The organism is Citrobacter sp. XT1-2-2 (genome assembly GCF_023516235.1).
Taxonomy (GTDB): domain Bacteria; phylum Pseudomonadota; class Gammaproteobacteria; order Enterobacterales; family Enterobacteriaceae; genus Citrobacter; species Citrobacter werkmanii.
The window spans coordinates 3,452,733-3,468,728 of sequence record NZ_CP097324.1; the positions used below are offsets into that span (position 1 = coordinate 3,452,733).

Sequence of the window (15,996 nt, forward strand, 5' to 3'; positions counted from 1 at the left end):
TTAACCAAAAACAGGACAAATCGAACATCACCAAAACCCAGCGCTTATTTCTGAACCCGCATCACAAAAACATACTAAATGCTCGTTTTGTCCAGGACGTTGTTAAATATGTCTATGCATCATTAATGCCCGCTGAATTTATTCTCCTCATACCAATTATTCTGCAAGTCGGCGTCCAGGCACGATCAGAATATAAAGAAATGAACATCGTCCGAAACATCAATTCTTATCAGCAGGCATCATTGAGGAGACATCATGGACTTTAGCCTGACCGAAGAGCAGGAACTGCTTTTAGCCAGTATCCGCGAACTGATAACACGAGATTTTCCCGAAGAATATTTCAAGACCTGTGATGAAAATGGCGCCTTCCCCAGCAAGTTCTTTCAGGCATTGGCCGCAAGCGGCGTGGGGCTGTTAGGCATTCCAGAAGAACTCGGCGGCATCCCCGCCGATATGATGACGCAAGTGCTGGTTCTGGAGGAAATCGCGCGCATGGGAGCTCCCGCCTACATTATGACGGAAGGCCAATGCATCCATAATATGCAGCGCTTTGGCAATGCAGAACAGTTGGCGAAAACGGCTGAAGTCGGGCTGACCGGGATCCCTGCCTATTCACTCGCCTTCACCGAGCCGCAGGCGGGATCGGATAATAACCGCGTCGCCACAACCTATACCCGAAGAAATGGCAAAGTTTATCTGAACGGGCAAAAAACGTTCATCACGGGCGCCAAAGATTACCCATACATGCTGGTGCTGGCACGCAATCCCGAACCGGAAGATCCGAAGCGTTGCTTCACCCTGTGGTGGGTGGATCCAAACATGCCGGGCGTTAAGCGTAATAGCCTGCACAAAATCGGCTGGCACATGGTCAGCAACTGTGAGGTTTTTCTCGATAACGTTGAACTGGAAGAAAGCGCGATGGTGGGCCGCGAAGGTTACGGCTTCATTCACATGATGGAAAACTTCGATATTGAACGTCTCGTCATCGCCGCACACTCGCTGGGTGTGGCGGAATGCGCCTTTGAAGATGCCGCCCGCTACGCCAACCAACGTATTCAGTTCGATAAAAATATCGGCCAGTTCCAGATGATTCAGCTCAAGCTGACCCAAATGGCGATAAAAATCCAAAACATGAAAAACATGGTCTATCGCACGGCATGGGAATGTGACAACGATTTACCCATGCGCCTGTCCGCGCCGATGTGCAAATTGTATTGCGCACAGTCAGCCTGTGAAGTCATTGACGATGCGATGCAGATTTTAGGTGGCCTTGGTTACACCAATGACAGCCGGGTATCCCGCTTCTGGCGAGATACCCGTGTTAACCGCATCGGTGGCGGTACTGACGAGATTATGGTGTATATCTCAGCCCGTCAGATCCTGAAACAGTATGAAAAATAATAGGATACGTCATGAAATTACTTGCCTGTTATAAATTGGTCGCGGAAGAACAAGACATCAGTATCACCGCCGACAGAACGCTGGACACAACGCGTGCTGGAGAAAAAATCAGCCCATTCGACCTCAATGCTATTGAAGAGGCCGTCCTGCTGGCCGGTGAAAACGATGAAGTCATAGCCCTGTGCGTTGGCGGTCAGGCGCTGGATAACGCCAAACTGCGAAAAGATTTACTCTCCCGAGGTCCTCATGGACTCTACCTGGTGCGCGACGAGCGGCTGTCAACTGCGCTTGCGCACGAAACCTCCCGGGTCATTGCCGCAGCAGCGAAGAAAATCGGTTTTGATCTGCTGCTGTGTGGCGAAGGCTCTGGCGATCTCTATGCACAGCAAACCGGGCTGCGTGTCGGGGAAATGCTTCATCTGCCCACCGTCAATGCCGTCAGCCACATTGAAATCCATGACGGCTACGTTACGGTCGAACGCACACTGGAAAATGAAATAGAGATTATTGATGTGCCGCTTCCTGCCGTCTTGTGCGTCACGTCAGATATTAATGAACCGCGTATTCCTTCCATGAAAGCGATTCTCGGCGCAGGGAAAAAGCCCGTTACCCAATGGACGGCCGATGACATCGGCTGGTCGCCGGTGTCTCCCGAGGCCGAAATGGTCAATATTTATGCCCCGCAGCAGGCAGAACGTAAACACATCATCATTGAAGGCGACGGCGCAGAAGATATCGCTCGCCTGGCAGAGCATCTCAATAAAGTGCTGAACTGAAGACAACGGAGAAGCTGGGAATGAGCAAAATCAATCAGGTATGGGTAGTGAGTGACAGCGCCGACCGTTACGCGGATCTCCTTGCAGGAGCAAAGCAGTTCGGTGAACACGTGAGTGCGGTCATCTGGGATGAGAGCGAGGCTTTGCAGGTACAACATGCCGACGCGGCGTACGTCCTGAGCGGAAAGTCAGAACAGCAACGGTTAGAAAACTATGCAGAAACCCTCGTTGCCCTGATACAAAATACCGAAAAAGACGACAGTGCGCTCAGGACGGGCACATTAATCCTTCTGGCGGCAACCCGACGAGGAAAAAGCCTGGCGGCCAGGCTTAGCATCCTGCTGCAATCAGCGCTGATTAATGATGCCACCAGCCTGGCGCTGGAGAATGGCGAACTGTATGCCGAACATCGAATGTATGGCGGTCTGGCGTTTGGTCGGGAAAAAATTAACACACCTACGGCTATCGTGACCGTTTCGAGTGGCGTATTCGAGCCGCTGGAAGCAAATGCGCCGCATCAGCTTGCTCCCATGCCCGTCAGCTATATCCCACCGCAACATGAGCTTTTATGCAAAGCGCGCCGGGCAAAATCGCTCAGCAGCATCGATCTCAGTAAAGCCCGTCGTGTCGTCGGTATTGGGCGTGGCTTAGCGGCCAAAGACGATCTGCATATGATCTGGGATTTAGCCGCTGCGCTGAATGCGGAAGTCGGCTGTTCTCGCCCCATTGCTGAAGGTGAGCACTGGATGGATCGTGAACGTTACATTGGCGTTTCTGGCGTACTGCTTAAAACCGATGTGTATCTGGCGCTGGGCATCTCAGGGCAGATACAGCATATGGTCGGCGGTAATGGCGCCAAAACCATTGTCGCCATTAATAAAGATAAGAATGCGCCAATCTTTCAGTACGCCGACTACGGGCTGGTAGGCGATATATATAAAGTCGTCCCGGCATTAACGGAACTGCTGCAGCACTAACATTTAACGCCGCCATCCCGAATGGCGGCAACAGGAGCAAAAGCGATGTCGGACGAAAAATTTGACGCCATTGTTGTCGGCGCAGGCATCTCAGGCTGCATCGCCGCTTATGTAATGGCAAAAGCAGGACTGGATGTGCTGGTCATTGAGCGTGGTGATACTGCGGGCAGTAAAAATATGACCGGAGGACGACTCTACACGCACAGCCTGGAAGAAATTATGCCGGGTTTTACCCATATAGCCCCCGTTGAAAGAAAAGTAGTCAGGGAGCGAATTTCCTTTCTTACAACAGAAAGCGCTGTCACGCTGGACTATCTCGCGAGCCTCCCCCAACAGGCCCCGGTCGCAGAATCATGGACGGTGCTTCGCCGCACATTTGACAGTTGGCTCATGGCGCAAGCAGAAGCCGTTGGCGCTCAGTTCATCACCGGCGTCAGAGTAGATTCACTGATTCGTCAAAATGGACGAGTGACGGGAGTTCAGGCCGGAGACGATACCCTGGAGGCAAATGTGGTTCTCCTCGCCGACGGTGTAAATTCTCTGCTGGGCCGCGCTATCGGTATGGTGCCAGAATCATCGCCGCACCATTATGCCGTTGGTGTGAAGGAGGTGATTTCACTGCCATCCGCACAAATTCAGCAGCGCTTCGGGCTAACAGGTAACGAAGGCGCCGCCTGGCTGTTTGCCGGTTCACCGTCAGACGGATTAATGGGCGGCGGTTTCTTGTATACCAATCGCGATACGCTTTCACTGGGTCTGGTATGTGGCCTCGACGGTATCGAGCATGCCCGTAAAACCGTGCCGCAAATGCTGGAAGACTTCAAACAGCATCCTGCTATCCGTCCGCTAATCGAAGGCGGTACGCTACAGGAATATTCCGCGCATCTGGTGCCGGAAGGCGGGATAGATATGGTTCCAACGTTAGTCGAGAACGGAGTGATGATTGTCGGTGATGCGGCCGGAATGTGTCTGAATCTGGGCTATACCGTGCGGGGTATGGATCTCGCCATCACAGCAGCCAATGTGGCGGCGCAAACGGTCATTGCCGCGAAAAATGCCAATGATTTCAGTAAAGGAAAACTCCAGGCTTATCCCAACACACTGGAGAAAAGCGCGGTGTTACGCGATATGCGCCACTACCGCCGCCTCCCTGCAATGATGGAGAACCCGCGAATTTTTCAACAATATCCGCAAATGGCAACCGATCTCATGGCGTCTCTGTTTACCGTCAACGGCAAGGCCCCTGCTTCACTGTGCTCGACAGTATTAGCGCACGGCAAAAAAATCGGATTAATTAATCTCTTAAAAGACGGCATTAAAGGAGTTCGCGCATTATGAATACCGTGAACGTCGATGTGAAATTGGGCACGAATAAATTCAGGGTCGATGAAAGCCATCCCCATATTGTCCTGGTGGAAAACCCCGATTCAGAGCAGTTCCGTAAACTGATCCTCGCCTGCCCCGCCGGATTATATCGCCAGGATGACGCTGGCAATATTCACTTTGATTATGCTGGCTGCCTCGAATGCGGCACATGCCGGGTGCTGTGTTCACACACCATTCTACAAAAATGGGAATATCCACAAGGAACGTTTGGCGTTGAATTTCGCTTCGGCTAACCCCCTGCAAAACAGCATATCGCCGTATCAGGAGATACCTCGTGTTCGCGGTTCAGGGAGAAGACCATGTCAGTACAGAATCAAATTGATATCAGTACGATTTTAGACAAACACCCCATCAGCAAACGGCAATGGTTTATTGTCTTTCTCGGTTTTTTTGTTCTGGGTATTGATGGTTTCGATGTCACGGCAATTGGCTACATTGCTCCGGCATTAATAGATCACTGGCAACTATCCAAACAAGATCTGGGCCCGGCCATGATGAGTGGATTATTGGGGCTGGCGGCAGGCTCTTTAATTTCTGGCCCGCTGGCTGACCGCTATGGACGTAAAAAGCTAATTATTGGGTCAGTTGTCTTTTTTGGTCTCAGCAGCCTGCTTTCTGCCGGGGCCTGGAATTTATCCAGCCTGACTTTTTTTCGTTTTATTACCGGACTCGGGTTAGGCGCAGCCATGCCCAACATCACGACGCTGGTTGCAGAGTACGCCCCCCACCGTTATCGCTCTCGCCTGTCAACGGTGATCCATTGCGGCTTTAATTCTGGCGCAGCGCTGGGAGGCATACTTAGCCAACAGTTGCTCGGAACGTTTGGCTGGCGCGCCGTGCTTATCGCAGGCGGCATTTTGCCATTATTGCTGGCACTGGTTTTACTGCGTTGTTTACCTGAATCGATGTTGTATCTGGTGCAGCACGCCGGTAACGATGCGCGCCTGGTTCGCCTGCTAAATCTGTTTATTCCCGGAATTGCAGACAAAGATACGCGTTTTTACACCACCGAGCCGCAAAAAGCTCGCGCCAGCACGGCAAAGTCACTGCTGCATCCCCCTTACACGCTGGGAACGGTGGCGCTGTGGTTGACGCTTTTTGTCGGACTCTTCAGCGTTTACCTTTTATCCAGCTGGTTACCCCTGATGATAAAAGATGCCGGACTTACGCTCTCTCAAGCCGTCATTATGGGGTCTGTCTTTCAGATAGGCGGCATGATAGGCAATTTTTGCATTGGTATTGAAATGGATCGTTGGGGCAAACACGAGGCTATTATTCTGACGCTGTCAGGCAGCATATGCGGCGCATTAATTCTGGGGCTGTTCACCCCTTCGCTTTTCCTGCTCTATGCCCTGGTTCTTATTCTTGGCTTCACTCTCAACGGGATCAACCCCGGTTGCTATGCACTGGCTGCGCACTTTTACCCGACTTCAATACGGGCAACCGGCGTTGGTTGGGCAACGGGCATTGGCCGGCTGGGCGCGATTACCAGCGCAGGCGTGGGTTCGCTCATGCTCGCAGCAGGCTGGACATTCAGTGACGTCTTTCTGTTTTTGCCTCTGCCGCTACTGGCTGGCGCACTGGCGATGTATTGCAAAAAAAGAACTCAGTCTGAGACATAACCAATGACAACGAACCTAAAAATCAATGCCGAGCGTAAAGCGCAATACCGGCAACAGGGCCACTGGGGAGATGCGACATTAGCCGATTACTGGTCCCTGTCGGCCAAAGCGTATGCAGACAAAGTGGCGGTCACCGATAATCGGGGGGATAACTATACTTATAAAGCGCTGGATATTGCCGCGGGACGGCTGGCGTCCTGGCTCATCGACGCCGGTATCCGCCCGGGCGATCGCGTGGCGCTCCAGTTGCCCGGCTGGTGTGAATTCACGATAATTTATCTGGCCTGTCTGAAAAGCGGAGCCGTGATCGTCCCGCTCCTGCCTGCTTTCAGGGAGTGTGAACTGACCTGGATACTCAATAAATCCCGGGCCCGGATACTGTTTACACCAACGAGTTTTAAAAACGACAACCCGGCAGATAGGGTCGCCGCACTCCGTTCCGATCTGCCTTGGCTTGAGAAGGTGGTGGCGGTTGATAAGCTGGCGCCTGCGCCCACAGGCCCCGTTCTGAGCCAGATCCTCAATGATTCTCCGCCAATAGCGCATCACGTCCTAACGCATAGCGACGACCTGGCGGCTGTTCTTTTTACTTCCGGTACGGAAGGTCATCCCAAAGGCGTGATGCTGACGCACAATACCATCATCGCCAGTGAACGAACCTTCTGCGCGGCGCTCAATATAAACTGGACGGATTCGATTCTCATGCCCGCTCCACTAGCCCATGCAACAGGATTTCTGCATGGCGTGACCGCCCCTTTTTTAACAGGCGCCAGCAGCGTATTGATGGACATATTTTCTCCGCAAGAGTGCCTGGCATTACTGGCGCAAGAGCGCTGCACCTGCATCATGGGGGCAACACCGTTCGTGTGCGATCTGCTGTATGCTTCCAAAGCACAGCGCAGCAGTCTCTCTTCTCTTCGCTTCTTTCTGTGCGGGGGAACCACAATCCCAGGAAAACTTCTGCAGGAATGTCACCAGGCAGGGATTCAACTCCTTGGCGTATACGGAAGTACAGAAAGTGCTCCCCATGCGATAGTGCGACCGCATGACTCTCTGACTCATCAAATGAACACGGATGGCAGAGCCGCTGCAGGCGTTGAAATCAGAGTGGTCGACCAGAAGAAGATGACTCTGGCGGAAAATAATGAGGGCGAAGAAGCCTCTCGCGGCCCCAATGTTTTTGTCGGCTATCTTGATGAACCGGAACTGACCGACCAGGTACTTGACGACGACGGGTGGTATTACAGCGGCGACTATTGCCGGATGGATAAAGACGGCTATATCAAAATAACTGGCCGAAAAAAGGACGTTATTGTCCGTGGCGGTGAAAACATCAGTAGTCGCGAAATAGAAGATATTCTGCTGCTTCATCCGGATATCCACGATGCCGCTGTGGTGGGCATGCCGGATAAACGCCTGGGTGAACGTTCTTGCGCTTATGTCGTGCTGAGTCATTCACAAAAAACGCTTCAGCTGGCTGATATCATCGCGTTTTTCGCTCAACGGCGTATCGCAAAATATAAATACCCGGAATATCTGGTTGTTATAGACAAATTACCGCGTACGGCCTCAGGCAAAATTCAAAAATACATTCTCCGACAGGATATTCTCCAGCGTCTGGCATCCCTCTCGCAAGAAACGACTGGTCTAACAACCTCGGCGTAAGAAGGAGCGCGTTATGTCTCTAACTCATACTGTTCCCGAACATTCCCGCAACGTACGCAGGGTATCAAACCGGATTAAAAACAGTACCAAACCCACTTTTATCCGCCCTAACCCGAACTTCTACCGTTGTCCTCAGTGCGGGGCGTTCCTTGTCAGCATGGCTATACGTGACGCAACATCCCCAATAACCTGCTGTGGAAAAACACTCGTCGCGTTACGGGTTAATGATGCCACTACTACCGATGCGCTCGCCCAACAGCATCAACCACTGATGACCATTTCCGGGGGATTTGAATCAAATACGCTTTCCGTAACGGTAGGTAATCCGGCGCATCCAATGACGGCAGATCACTATCTGGAGTGGATCTTTATTTACACCTTTCAGGGGGGACAATTTAAATATCTGCCGCCAGGCGCGCCGCCGGAAGCCACTTTTGCACTCGCGGGCAATGATGCTTATGTTTATTGCGATCGCCCAATCTGTAAAGGGAAACAGTGTAAATTCAACTGCAAACGAGGATTTTCAGCCTATACCTGGTGCAACCAGCATGGGTTGTGGCGGTACACATTTTGACGGATCACATTGCAGGTCAGCATGTTGTGCGCGCTTTAGCGAAATAAAAAACCGCCAGCGAATGACTGGCGGTTTTGGCATTGCAGGTGAGTCTTACTTTTTTATGCTACTGTGGTGCGAATCAGATAATCAAAGGAGCTTAACGAGGCTTTCGCGCCTTCGCCTGTCGCGATGATGATCTGCTTATAGGGTACGGTTGTGCAGTCACCTGCAGCGAAAACACCTTTCACGCTGGTTTCGCACTTCGCATCAATGATAATTTCACCCATGCGGTTACGTTCAACGGCACCTTCCAGCCAGTTGGTGTTCGGCAACAGACCAATCTGAACAAAAATACCTGCCAGTTCTACACTGTGAACATCGCCGCTCACGCGGTCACGATACTCGAGCCCAGTGACTTTGCTGCCATCGCCTTTTACTTCTGTCGTTTGCGCATTCAAAATGATGTCGACGTTTTTCAGACTACGCAGTTTATTCTGCAGCACCTGATCGGCCTTCATTTCAGGAGCAAACTCCAGTAGCGTCACATGTTCCACGATGCCCGCCAGGTCGATAGCGGCTTCAACACCGGAGTTACCACCGCCAATCACCGCCACACGCTTGCCTTTAAACAGTGGGCCATCACAGTGAGGGCAATAAGTTACGCCTTTGGTGCGATACTGATCTTCGCCCGGAACATTCATGTTGCGCCATTTCGCACCGGTCGCGATGATAATGCTGCGCGCTTTCAGCACCGCGCCGGATGCCGTTTCAATCTGATGCAGCCCACCTTCCTGCGCCGCAGGAACCAGTTTGCTGGCGCTTTGGCTGTCGATCACATCAACATCATAGTCATCAACGTGTGCTTTCAGCGCGCCAGCCAGTTTCTGGCCTTCGGTTTTCGGTACCGAGATATAGTTTTCAATATCAACGGTATCCAGAACCTGACCGCCAAAACGTTCGCCCATCAGACCGGTGCGGATACCTTTACGTGCAGAGTACACCGCCGCAGCCGCTCCCGCAGGGCCAGAACCAACAATCAGTACGTCATAAGCATCACGCTTGTTCAACTCTTCAGCCGCACGTTTCTCTGCGCCGGTGTCCACCTTCGCCACGATCTCAGTCAGCGTCATGCGACCCTGGCCGAACTCTTTACCGTTCATAAATACCGCCGGAACGCCCATCACGTTACGATCGGTGATTTCATTCTGGAACGTACCGCCGTCAATCGCCGTATGTTTAATGCGTGGGTTCAGTACCGACATCAGGTTCAGCGCCTGCACCACGTCCGGACAGTTATGGCAGGAGAGTGAATAATAGGTTTCAAATTCAAAATCACCGTCGAGATCGCGGATCTGCTCCAGCAACGCCTGCGCCTCTTTTGACGGATGACCACCGGTCCACAACAGCGCGAGCACCAGCGAGGTAAATTCATGGCCCAGCGGAGAACCCGCAAAGCGCGGCCCCTGGTGAGAGCCAGGATTGGTAATCAAGAACGATGGCTTACGCACTGCCAGAGTATTGTCTTCTGTGAAGGTGACTTTTTCTGACAGTTCAGCAATTTCAGTCAGCAGTTCCTTGATTTCTGCCGATTTAGCGCTGTCATCCAGCGTAGCAATCAGCTCAACAGGTTTGGTCAGTTTCTCAAGGTAAGCCCTGAGCTGGGTTTTCATATTTGTGTCGAGCATTCTTCTTCCCTCTCTGAAAACATCATCATGCAAGCCGACTTCGCGGGACTGCATTAATGCAACTTGCGTCATGGTGCTGGAATGAAACAGGCGCAAATTTGCGCCTGTGGAATGCCGGATGCACTACGTTTATCCGGCCTACAAATTAGCTTAGATTTTACCAACCAGGTCTAAAGATGGAGCCAGTGTCGCTTCACCTTCTTTCCATTTAGCCGGGCAAACTTCACCTGGGTGGGATGCAACATACTGTGCGGCTTTAATTTTGCGCAGCAGGTCGGACGCATCACGGCCGATACCTTCAGCGGTAACTTCGATTGCCTGGATGATACCCTGCGGGTCAACAACGAAGGTTGCGCGGTCAGCCAGACCTTCATCTTCACGCATGTTGTCGAAGTTACGGGTCAGGGCGCCAGTCGGGTCGCCGATCATTGCATATTTGATTTTTGCGATGGTGTCAGAGCTGCTGTGCCATGCTTTGTGCGTAAAGTGGGTATCGGTAGAAACAGAGTAAACGTCTACGCCCAGTTTCTGCAGTTCTTCATAATGGTCTGCAACGTCGCCCAGTTCGGTCGGGCATACGAAGGTGAAGTCAGCCGGATAGAAGAAGAAGACGCTCCAGCGACCTTCGGTATCTTTCTCGGTTACTTCGATGAACTCACCGTTTTTGAACGCCTGGTTTTTGAAAGGTTTAATTTTGGTATTAATCAAAGACATCTGTACTTCCTCCGTGTTTTCGTTGAGAGATAAGTTAACGAAAATCTCTTCCAAGGGCTAATGCGTTTCCTTTATCAAATCAATAAGCGTTAACTAACAACTTCCTCAATCGAACCTAAAAGACAAAAGTAAAAAGGCCCCCTTTGCAGGGAGCCTCATTACCCGAGCTACCCGCAGGTAACTTCAGTACCAGCAGAACTGGCTATGTGTTGCGCTCTACATTACCTTAACAAAGGTCGTAACAGCGATTGGGATTACATCACCCAACTAAAGAAAGGGCAATCGACAGACTGTCGATCTTACCTATGGCTGTGATAGGTTTTGCAATTCAGTCCCCTTTCCTTCTGATTTTATAAGGAAAATCAATGTTCAAGCGTACCTTACTCTTATCCTTACTTCCCGCTATCGTTCATGCCGAAGAGCTACCTGCCCCTGTTAAAGCCATTGAGAAACAGGGCATTACTATTCTGAAACCTTTCGATGCCCCTGGCGGAATGAAAGGTTATCTGGGTAAATATCAGGATATGGGCGTCACTATCTACGTCACGCCCGACGGCAAACATGCTATCTCAGGCTACATGTACAATGAGAAAGGTGAAAACCTCAGTAATGCACTGATAGAAAAAGAGATCTATGCCCCAGCAGGGCGCGAGATGTGGCAGCGAATGGAAAAAGCCTCATGGATTCTGGATGGTAAGAAAGAGGCCCCGGTGATTGTCTACGTGTTCGCCGATCCCTTCTGCCCTTATTGCAAACAGTTTTGGCAGCAGGCGCGTCCGTGGGTCGATTCCGGTAAAGTTCAGTTGCGTACGCTACTGGTGGGCGTAATCAAACCTGAAAGCCCGGCAACAGCTGCCGCAATCTTGTCGACAAAAGATCCGGCCAAAACCTGGCATGACTATGAAGCCTCCGGCGGCAAAATGAAGCTGGAAATTCCTGCCTCTCTCCCGCCCGAGCAGATGAAGATACTCAATATCAATCAAAAGTTGATGGATGATTTGGGTGCTAACGTGACGCCAGCCATCTACTACATGAGTAAAGACAATACGCTGCAACAGGAAGTCGGGTTACCCGATCAGGAGAAATTAAACATTATCATGGGAAATAAATAAAGGTAATAAAATGAGTGATTGTTATCGTTCTCATTTCAATCACTCACCACACTTCTTTTTTTTCTCGTGAAAATAAAGTGTTTTGTGCTATGTTAGTTTAAATTAATCGTTCATTAAGCACTGAAACATAAAGTCTGTAAATAAGTACATTTCAAACCATTTCATAATTTAATTATTTCAAATTTTACCGTCAGAGGAAAGTATACATGGCTAATCTTTACGATCTTAAAAAATTCGATCTAAACCTACTTGTTATTTTTGAATGTATCTATCAGCACCTGAGCATCAGCAAGGCTGCAGAAACACTTTTTATTACACCTTCGGCCGTGAGTCAGTCATTGCAACGACTTCGTACTCAGTTTAACGATCCATTGTTCATTCGCTCGGGAAAAGGCATCACGCCTACGGTAACTGGCATCAATCTTCATCATCATCTGGAACAAAACCTCAACTCACTGGAGCAAACAATTAACATCATGCATAACTCCAGTTTAAAGAAAAAATTTATTATTTATAGCCCGCAAATGGCAACCAATTTAAATTTATACGAGATGGTTCATTCTCTCAGAGAAGGTTCTGATATTGATATTGAGATTGAACATCACGACATTCTAATGAGCGCAGAAACTGCTGAAAATATTCTATCTTACCGCAAAGCGGATCTGGTATTCACAATCGTACCAGTACATAACCGCTCCATTGTATGCACGCCGGTCAAAACGCTCGAAGGGGTGTTAGTCCGTAACAGTAACCATCCCAGAATTAATGATTCAAGTACCGTAGAACAATTATTAAAGGAAAAATTTACATTACTCCTCACTGAGGAACAGGGGATGAAAGAGTATCAGTCACAAACGAATCAACTTTTAGCCAATCGTGATATTGGTTTCAGTAGCGACTCTTTGATTTCAATCGTTAACGTTATATCACACACTGATATCATTGGTATTATACCCAGAGTTCTGTACGAATTTTTCTCCCCTGTCTTTAATCTCAAAGAGATTAGCATCGGTATAAAATTGCCGTCAGCAAAACTGTATTTGATGTATAACCGCGCTTCGCTTTCTAACGATTCCTTTGCCTCATATATAAAAAGAATGGCACTGTTGCAAAGTTAGCGATGAGGCAGCCTTTTGTCTTATTCAAAGGCCTTACATTTCAAAAACTCTGCTTACCAGGCGCATTTCGCCCAGGGGATCACCATAATAAAATGCTGAGGCCTGGCCTTTGCGTAGTGCACGCATCACCTCAATACCTTTGATGGTGGCGTAAGCCGTCTTCATGGATTTAAATCCCAGCGTGGCGCCGATTATCCGTTTCAGTTTGCCATGATCGCATTCAATCACGTTGTTCCGGTACTTAATCTGTCGGTGTTCAACGTCAGACGGGCACCGGCCTTCGCGTTTGAGCAGAGCAAGCGCGCGACCATAGGCGGGCGCTTTATCCGTGTTGATGAATCGCGGGATCTGCCACTTCTTCACGTTGTTGAGGATTTTACCCAGAAACCGGTATGCAGCTTTGCTGTTACGACGGGAGGAGAGATAAAAATCGACAGTGCGGCCCCGGCTGTCGACGGCCCGGTACAGATACGCCCAGCGGCCATTGACCTTCACGTAGGTTTCATCCATGTGCCACGGGCAAAGATCGGAAGGGTTACGCCAGTACCAGCGCAGCCGTTTTTCCATTTCAGGCGCATAACGCTGAACCCAGCGGTAAATCGTGGAGTGATCGACATTCACTCCGCGTTCAGCCAGCATCTCCTGCAGCTCACGGTAACTGATGCCGTATTTGCAGTACCAGCGTACGGCCCACAGAATGATGTCACGCTGAAAATGCCGGCCTTTGAATGGGTTCATGTGCAGCTCCATCAGCAAAAGGGGATGATAAGTTTATCACCACCGACTATTTGCAACAGTGCCCTGTTTAGAGTACTATATGCGCCTGCAACAGTGGGCCACCGAAAATATTAAAAAACTGCTTTATCTCGCGGGGGATGACGCGGTGATTAATTACGGGAAAATGCGGCTGGAATTTTTGCAGAAAGCACTGGCGCAGGATACCTCCGGTGACTTCTGCTTTCGTGTGCTGCATCCGGAAGTGTCTGGCCCGCCGGATATGAAAAAGGCTTCCGCCGGGTACCGTGACTTTATTATCGGTAACAGAGCGTTGCTGGATCTGGTGAATTCAGCCGGTGAAGGGGCTCCGGTTGCGCATTATTCCGCTGATGAAATTCAGTCATTATTTTCGGCACAAATACAGGGGTCGGTGGATAAATACGGCGATAGTTTCCTGACGGATGATCCGTATGTGCTGGCGGAAGACAAGCTGCAAACCTGTCAGATGGAAATTGATTTAATGGCGGATGTGCTGAGAGCACCGCCCCGTGAATCCGCAGAACTGATCCGCTATGTATTTGCGGATGAGTGGCCGGAATAAATAAAACCGGGCTTAATACAGATTAAGCCCGTATCGGGTATTATTACTGAATACCAGACAGCTTACGGAGGACGGAATGTTACCCATTGAGACAACCAGACTGCCTTCTGATTATTAATATTTTTCACTATTAATCAGAAGGAATAACCATGAATTTTACCCGGATTGACCTGAATACCTGGAATCGCAGGGAACATTTTGCCCTTTATCGTCAGCAGATTAAATGCGGATTCAGCCTGACCACCAAACTCGATATTACCGCTTTGCGTACTGCACTGGCGAAAACCGGTTATAAGTTTTATCCGCTGATGATTTACCTGATCTCCCGGGCTGTTAATCAGTTTCCGGAGTTCCGGATGGCAATGAAAGATAATGAACTGATTTACTGGGAACAGTCAGACCCGGTCTTTACTGTCTTTCATAAAGAAACCGAAACATTCTCCGCACTGTCCTGCCGTTATTTTCCGGATCTCAGTGAGTTTATGGCGGGTTATAACGCGGTAACAGCAGAATATCAGCATGATACCAGGTTGTTTCCGCAGGGAAATTTACCGGAGAATCACCTGAATATATCATCGTTACCCTGGGTGAGTTTTGACGGATTTAATCTGAATATCACCGGAAATGATGATTATTTTTCCCCGGTTTTTACAATGGCAAAGTTTCAGCAGGAAGGTGACCGCGTACTATTACCTGTTTCTGTACAGGTTCATCATGCAGTCTGTGATGGTTTTCATGCAGCAAGGTTTATCAATACACTTCAGCTGATGTGTGATAACATACTGAAATAAATTAATTAATTCTGTATTTAAGCCACCGTATCCGGCAGGATTGGTGGCTTTTTTTTATATTTTAACCGTAATCTGTAATTTCGTTTCAGAAGGCACTGTTGCAAAGTTAGCGATGAGGCAGCCTTTTGTCTTATTCAAAGGCCTTACATTTCAAAAACTCTGCTTACCAGGCGCATTTCGCCCAGGGGATCACCATAATAAAATGCTGAGGCCTGGCCTTTGCGTAGTGCACGCATCACCTCAATACCTTTGATGGTGGCGTAAGCCGTCTTCATGGATTTAAATCCCAGCGTGGCGCCGATTATCCGTTTCAGTTTGCCATGATCGCATTCAATCACGTTGTTCCGGTACTTAATCTGTCGGTGTTCAACGTCAGACGGGCACCGGCCTTCGCGTTTGAGCAGAGCAAGCGCGCGACCATAGGCGGGCGCTTTATCCGTGTTGATGAATCGCGGGATCTGCCACTTCTTCACGTTGTTGAGGATTTTACCCAGAAACCGGTATGCAGCTTTGCTGTTACGACGGGAGGAGAGATAAAAATCGACAGTGCGGCCCCGGCTGTCGACGGCCCGGTACAGATACGCCCAGCGGCCATTGACCTTCACGTAGGTTTCATCCATGTGCCACGGGCAAAGATCGGAAGGGTTACGCCAGTACCAGCGCAGCCGTTTTTCCATTTCAGGCGCATAACGCTGAACCCAGCGGTAAATCGTGGAGTGATCGACATTCACTCCGCGTTCAGCCAGCATCTCCTGCAGCTCACGGTAACTGATGCCGTATTTGCAGTACCAGCGTACGGCCCACAGAATGATGTCACGCTGAAAATGCCGGCCTTTGAATGGGTTCATGTGCAGCTCCATCAGCAAAAGGGGATG

16 protein-coding genes are annotated in these 15,996 nt (G+C 49.9%); 12 read left to right on the top strand and 4 right to left on the bottom strand.

Annotated elements, in window-relative coordinates; all coding sequences use genetic code 11:
• Positions 1-255: 255 nt before the first annotated feature.
• From M4I31_RS16555 to M4I31_RS16590, 8 genes are all read left to right on the top strand, one after another.
• Positions 256-1,401 (top strand): acyl-CoA dehydrogenase, encoded by a 1,146-nt coding sequence (locus tag M4I31_RS16555; RefSeq protein WP_085047531.1) that lies wholly within the window; start codon positions 256-258, stop codon positions 1,399-1,401.
• Positions 1,402-1,412: 11 nt separating this feature from the next.
• The gene (locus M4I31_RS16560; RefSeq protein WP_085047532.1) at positions 1,413-2,177 is read left to right on the top strand and encodes an electron transfer flavoprotein; all 765 of its coding nucleotides are present in this window, start codon (positions 1,413-1,415) and stop codon (positions 2,175-2,177) included.
• Positions 2,178-2,197: 20 nt separating this feature from the next.
• On the top strand, positions 2,198-3,154 hold the full coding sequence (locus tag M4I31_RS16565) for an FAD-binding protein (RefSeq protein ID WP_085047533.1): 957 nt from the start codon (positions 2,198-2,200) through the stop codon (positions 3,152-3,154).
• A 45-nt stretch (positions 3,155-3,199) separates the two neighbouring features.
• The gene (locus M4I31_RS16570; protein ID WP_038638671.1) at positions 3,200-4,492 is read left to right on the top strand and encodes an FAD-dependent oxidoreductase; all 1,293 of its coding nucleotides are present in this window, start codon (positions 3,200-3,202) and stop codon (positions 4,490-4,492) included.
• On the top strand, positions 4,489-4,773 hold the full coding sequence (locus M4I31_RS16575) for a ferredoxin family protein (protein WP_085047534.1): 285 nt from the start codon (positions 4,489-4,491) through the stop codon (positions 4,771-4,773). Before M4I31_RS16570 ends, M4I31_RS16575 begins: the two co-directional genes overlap by 4 nt.
• 66 nt (positions 4,774-4,839) lie before the next feature.
• Complete coding sequence (locus tag M4I31_RS16580; protein WP_085047535.1) at positions 4,840-6,162, top strand: aromatic acid/H+ symport family MFS transporter; 1,323 nt, start codon at positions 4,840-4,842, stop codon at positions 6,160-6,162.
• A gap of 3 nt (positions 6,163-6,165) precedes the next feature.
• Positions 6,166-7,827: a medium-chain fatty-acid--CoA ligase gene (fadK, locus tag M4I31_RS16585; protein WP_085047536.1), complete on the top strand. Its 1,662-nt coding sequence runs from the start codon at positions 6,166-6,168 to the stop codon at positions 7,825-7,827.
• 13 nt (positions 7,828-7,840) lie between these two features.
• A complete protein-coding gene (locus tag M4I31_RS16590; protein WP_085047537.1) occupies positions 7,841-8,401 on the top strand; it encodes a desulfoferrodoxin family protein in 561 nt (186 codons plus the stop codon).
• A 101-nt stretch (positions 8,402-8,502) separates the two neighbouring features.
• Here M4I31_RS16590 and ahpF read toward each other — a convergent pair whose 3' ends face one another.
• A complete protein-coding gene (gene ahpF, locus M4I31_RS16595) occupies positions 8,503-10,068 on the bottom strand; it encodes an alkyl hydroperoxide reductase subunit F (protein ID WP_038638660.1) in 1,566 nt (521 codons plus the stop codon).
• Between the two features lie 150 nt (positions 10,069-10,218).
• Positions 10,219-10,782, bottom strand: coding sequence for an alkyl hydroperoxide reductase subunit C (gene ahpC / locus M4I31_RS16600; RefSeq protein WP_004859485.1), 564 nt, complete (start codon positions 10,780-10,782; stop codon positions 10,219-10,221).
• Between the two features lie 365 nt (positions 10,783-11,147).
• On the opposite strand from ahpC, the gene dsbG reads away from it, so the two are divergent.
• Complete coding sequence (gene dsbG / locus M4I31_RS16605) at positions 11,148-11,894, top strand: thiol:disulfide interchange protein DsbG (RefSeq protein ID WP_085047538.1); 747 nt, start codon at positions 11,148-11,150, stop codon at positions 11,892-11,894.
• A 206-nt stretch (positions 11,895-12,100) separates the two neighbouring features.
• Positions 12,101-13,012, top strand: a complete 912-nt coding sequence (locus M4I31_RS16610; protein ID WP_161668093.1) for a LysR family transcriptional regulator — start codon at positions 12,101-12,103, stop codon at positions 13,010-13,012.
• Between the two features lie 33 nt (positions 13,013-13,045).
• On the opposite strand, the gene M4I31_RS16615 is transcribed toward M4I31_RS16610, so the two are convergent.
• Positions 13,046-13,750 (bottom strand): IS6-like element IS26 family transposase, encoded by a 705-nt coding sequence (locus M4I31_RS16615; protein WP_001067855.1) that lies wholly within the window; start codon positions 13,748-13,750, stop codon positions 13,046-13,048.
• A gap of 79 nt (positions 13,751-13,829) precedes the next feature.
• Between M4I31_RS16615 and M4I31_RS16620 the strand changes: the two genes are divergently transcribed.
• Both M4I31_RS16620 and M4I31_RS16625 read left to right on the top strand, forming a co-directional pair.
• Positions 13,830-14,330 (top strand): hypothetical protein, encoded by a 501-nt coding sequence (locus tag M4I31_RS16620; RefSeq protein WP_001239317.1) that lies wholly within the window; start codon positions 13,830-13,832, stop codon positions 14,328-14,330.
• Between the two features lie 149 nt (positions 14,331-14,479).
• Entirely contained in the window at positions 14,480-15,121 is a 642-nt protein-coding gene (locus tag M4I31_RS16625; protein WP_001011939.1) for a type A-2 chloramphenicol O-acetyltransferase CatII, read from the top strand.
• Positions 15,122-15,264: 143 nt separating this feature from the next.
• Here the strand turns inward: M4I31_RS16625 and M4I31_RS16630 are convergent, their stop codons facing one another.
• Positions 15,265-15,969, bottom strand: a complete 705-nt coding sequence (locus tag M4I31_RS16630) for an IS6-like element IS26 family transposase (protein WP_001067855.1) — start codon at positions 15,967-15,969, stop codon at positions 15,265-15,267.
• Positions 15,970-15,996 lie beyond the last annotated feature (27 nt).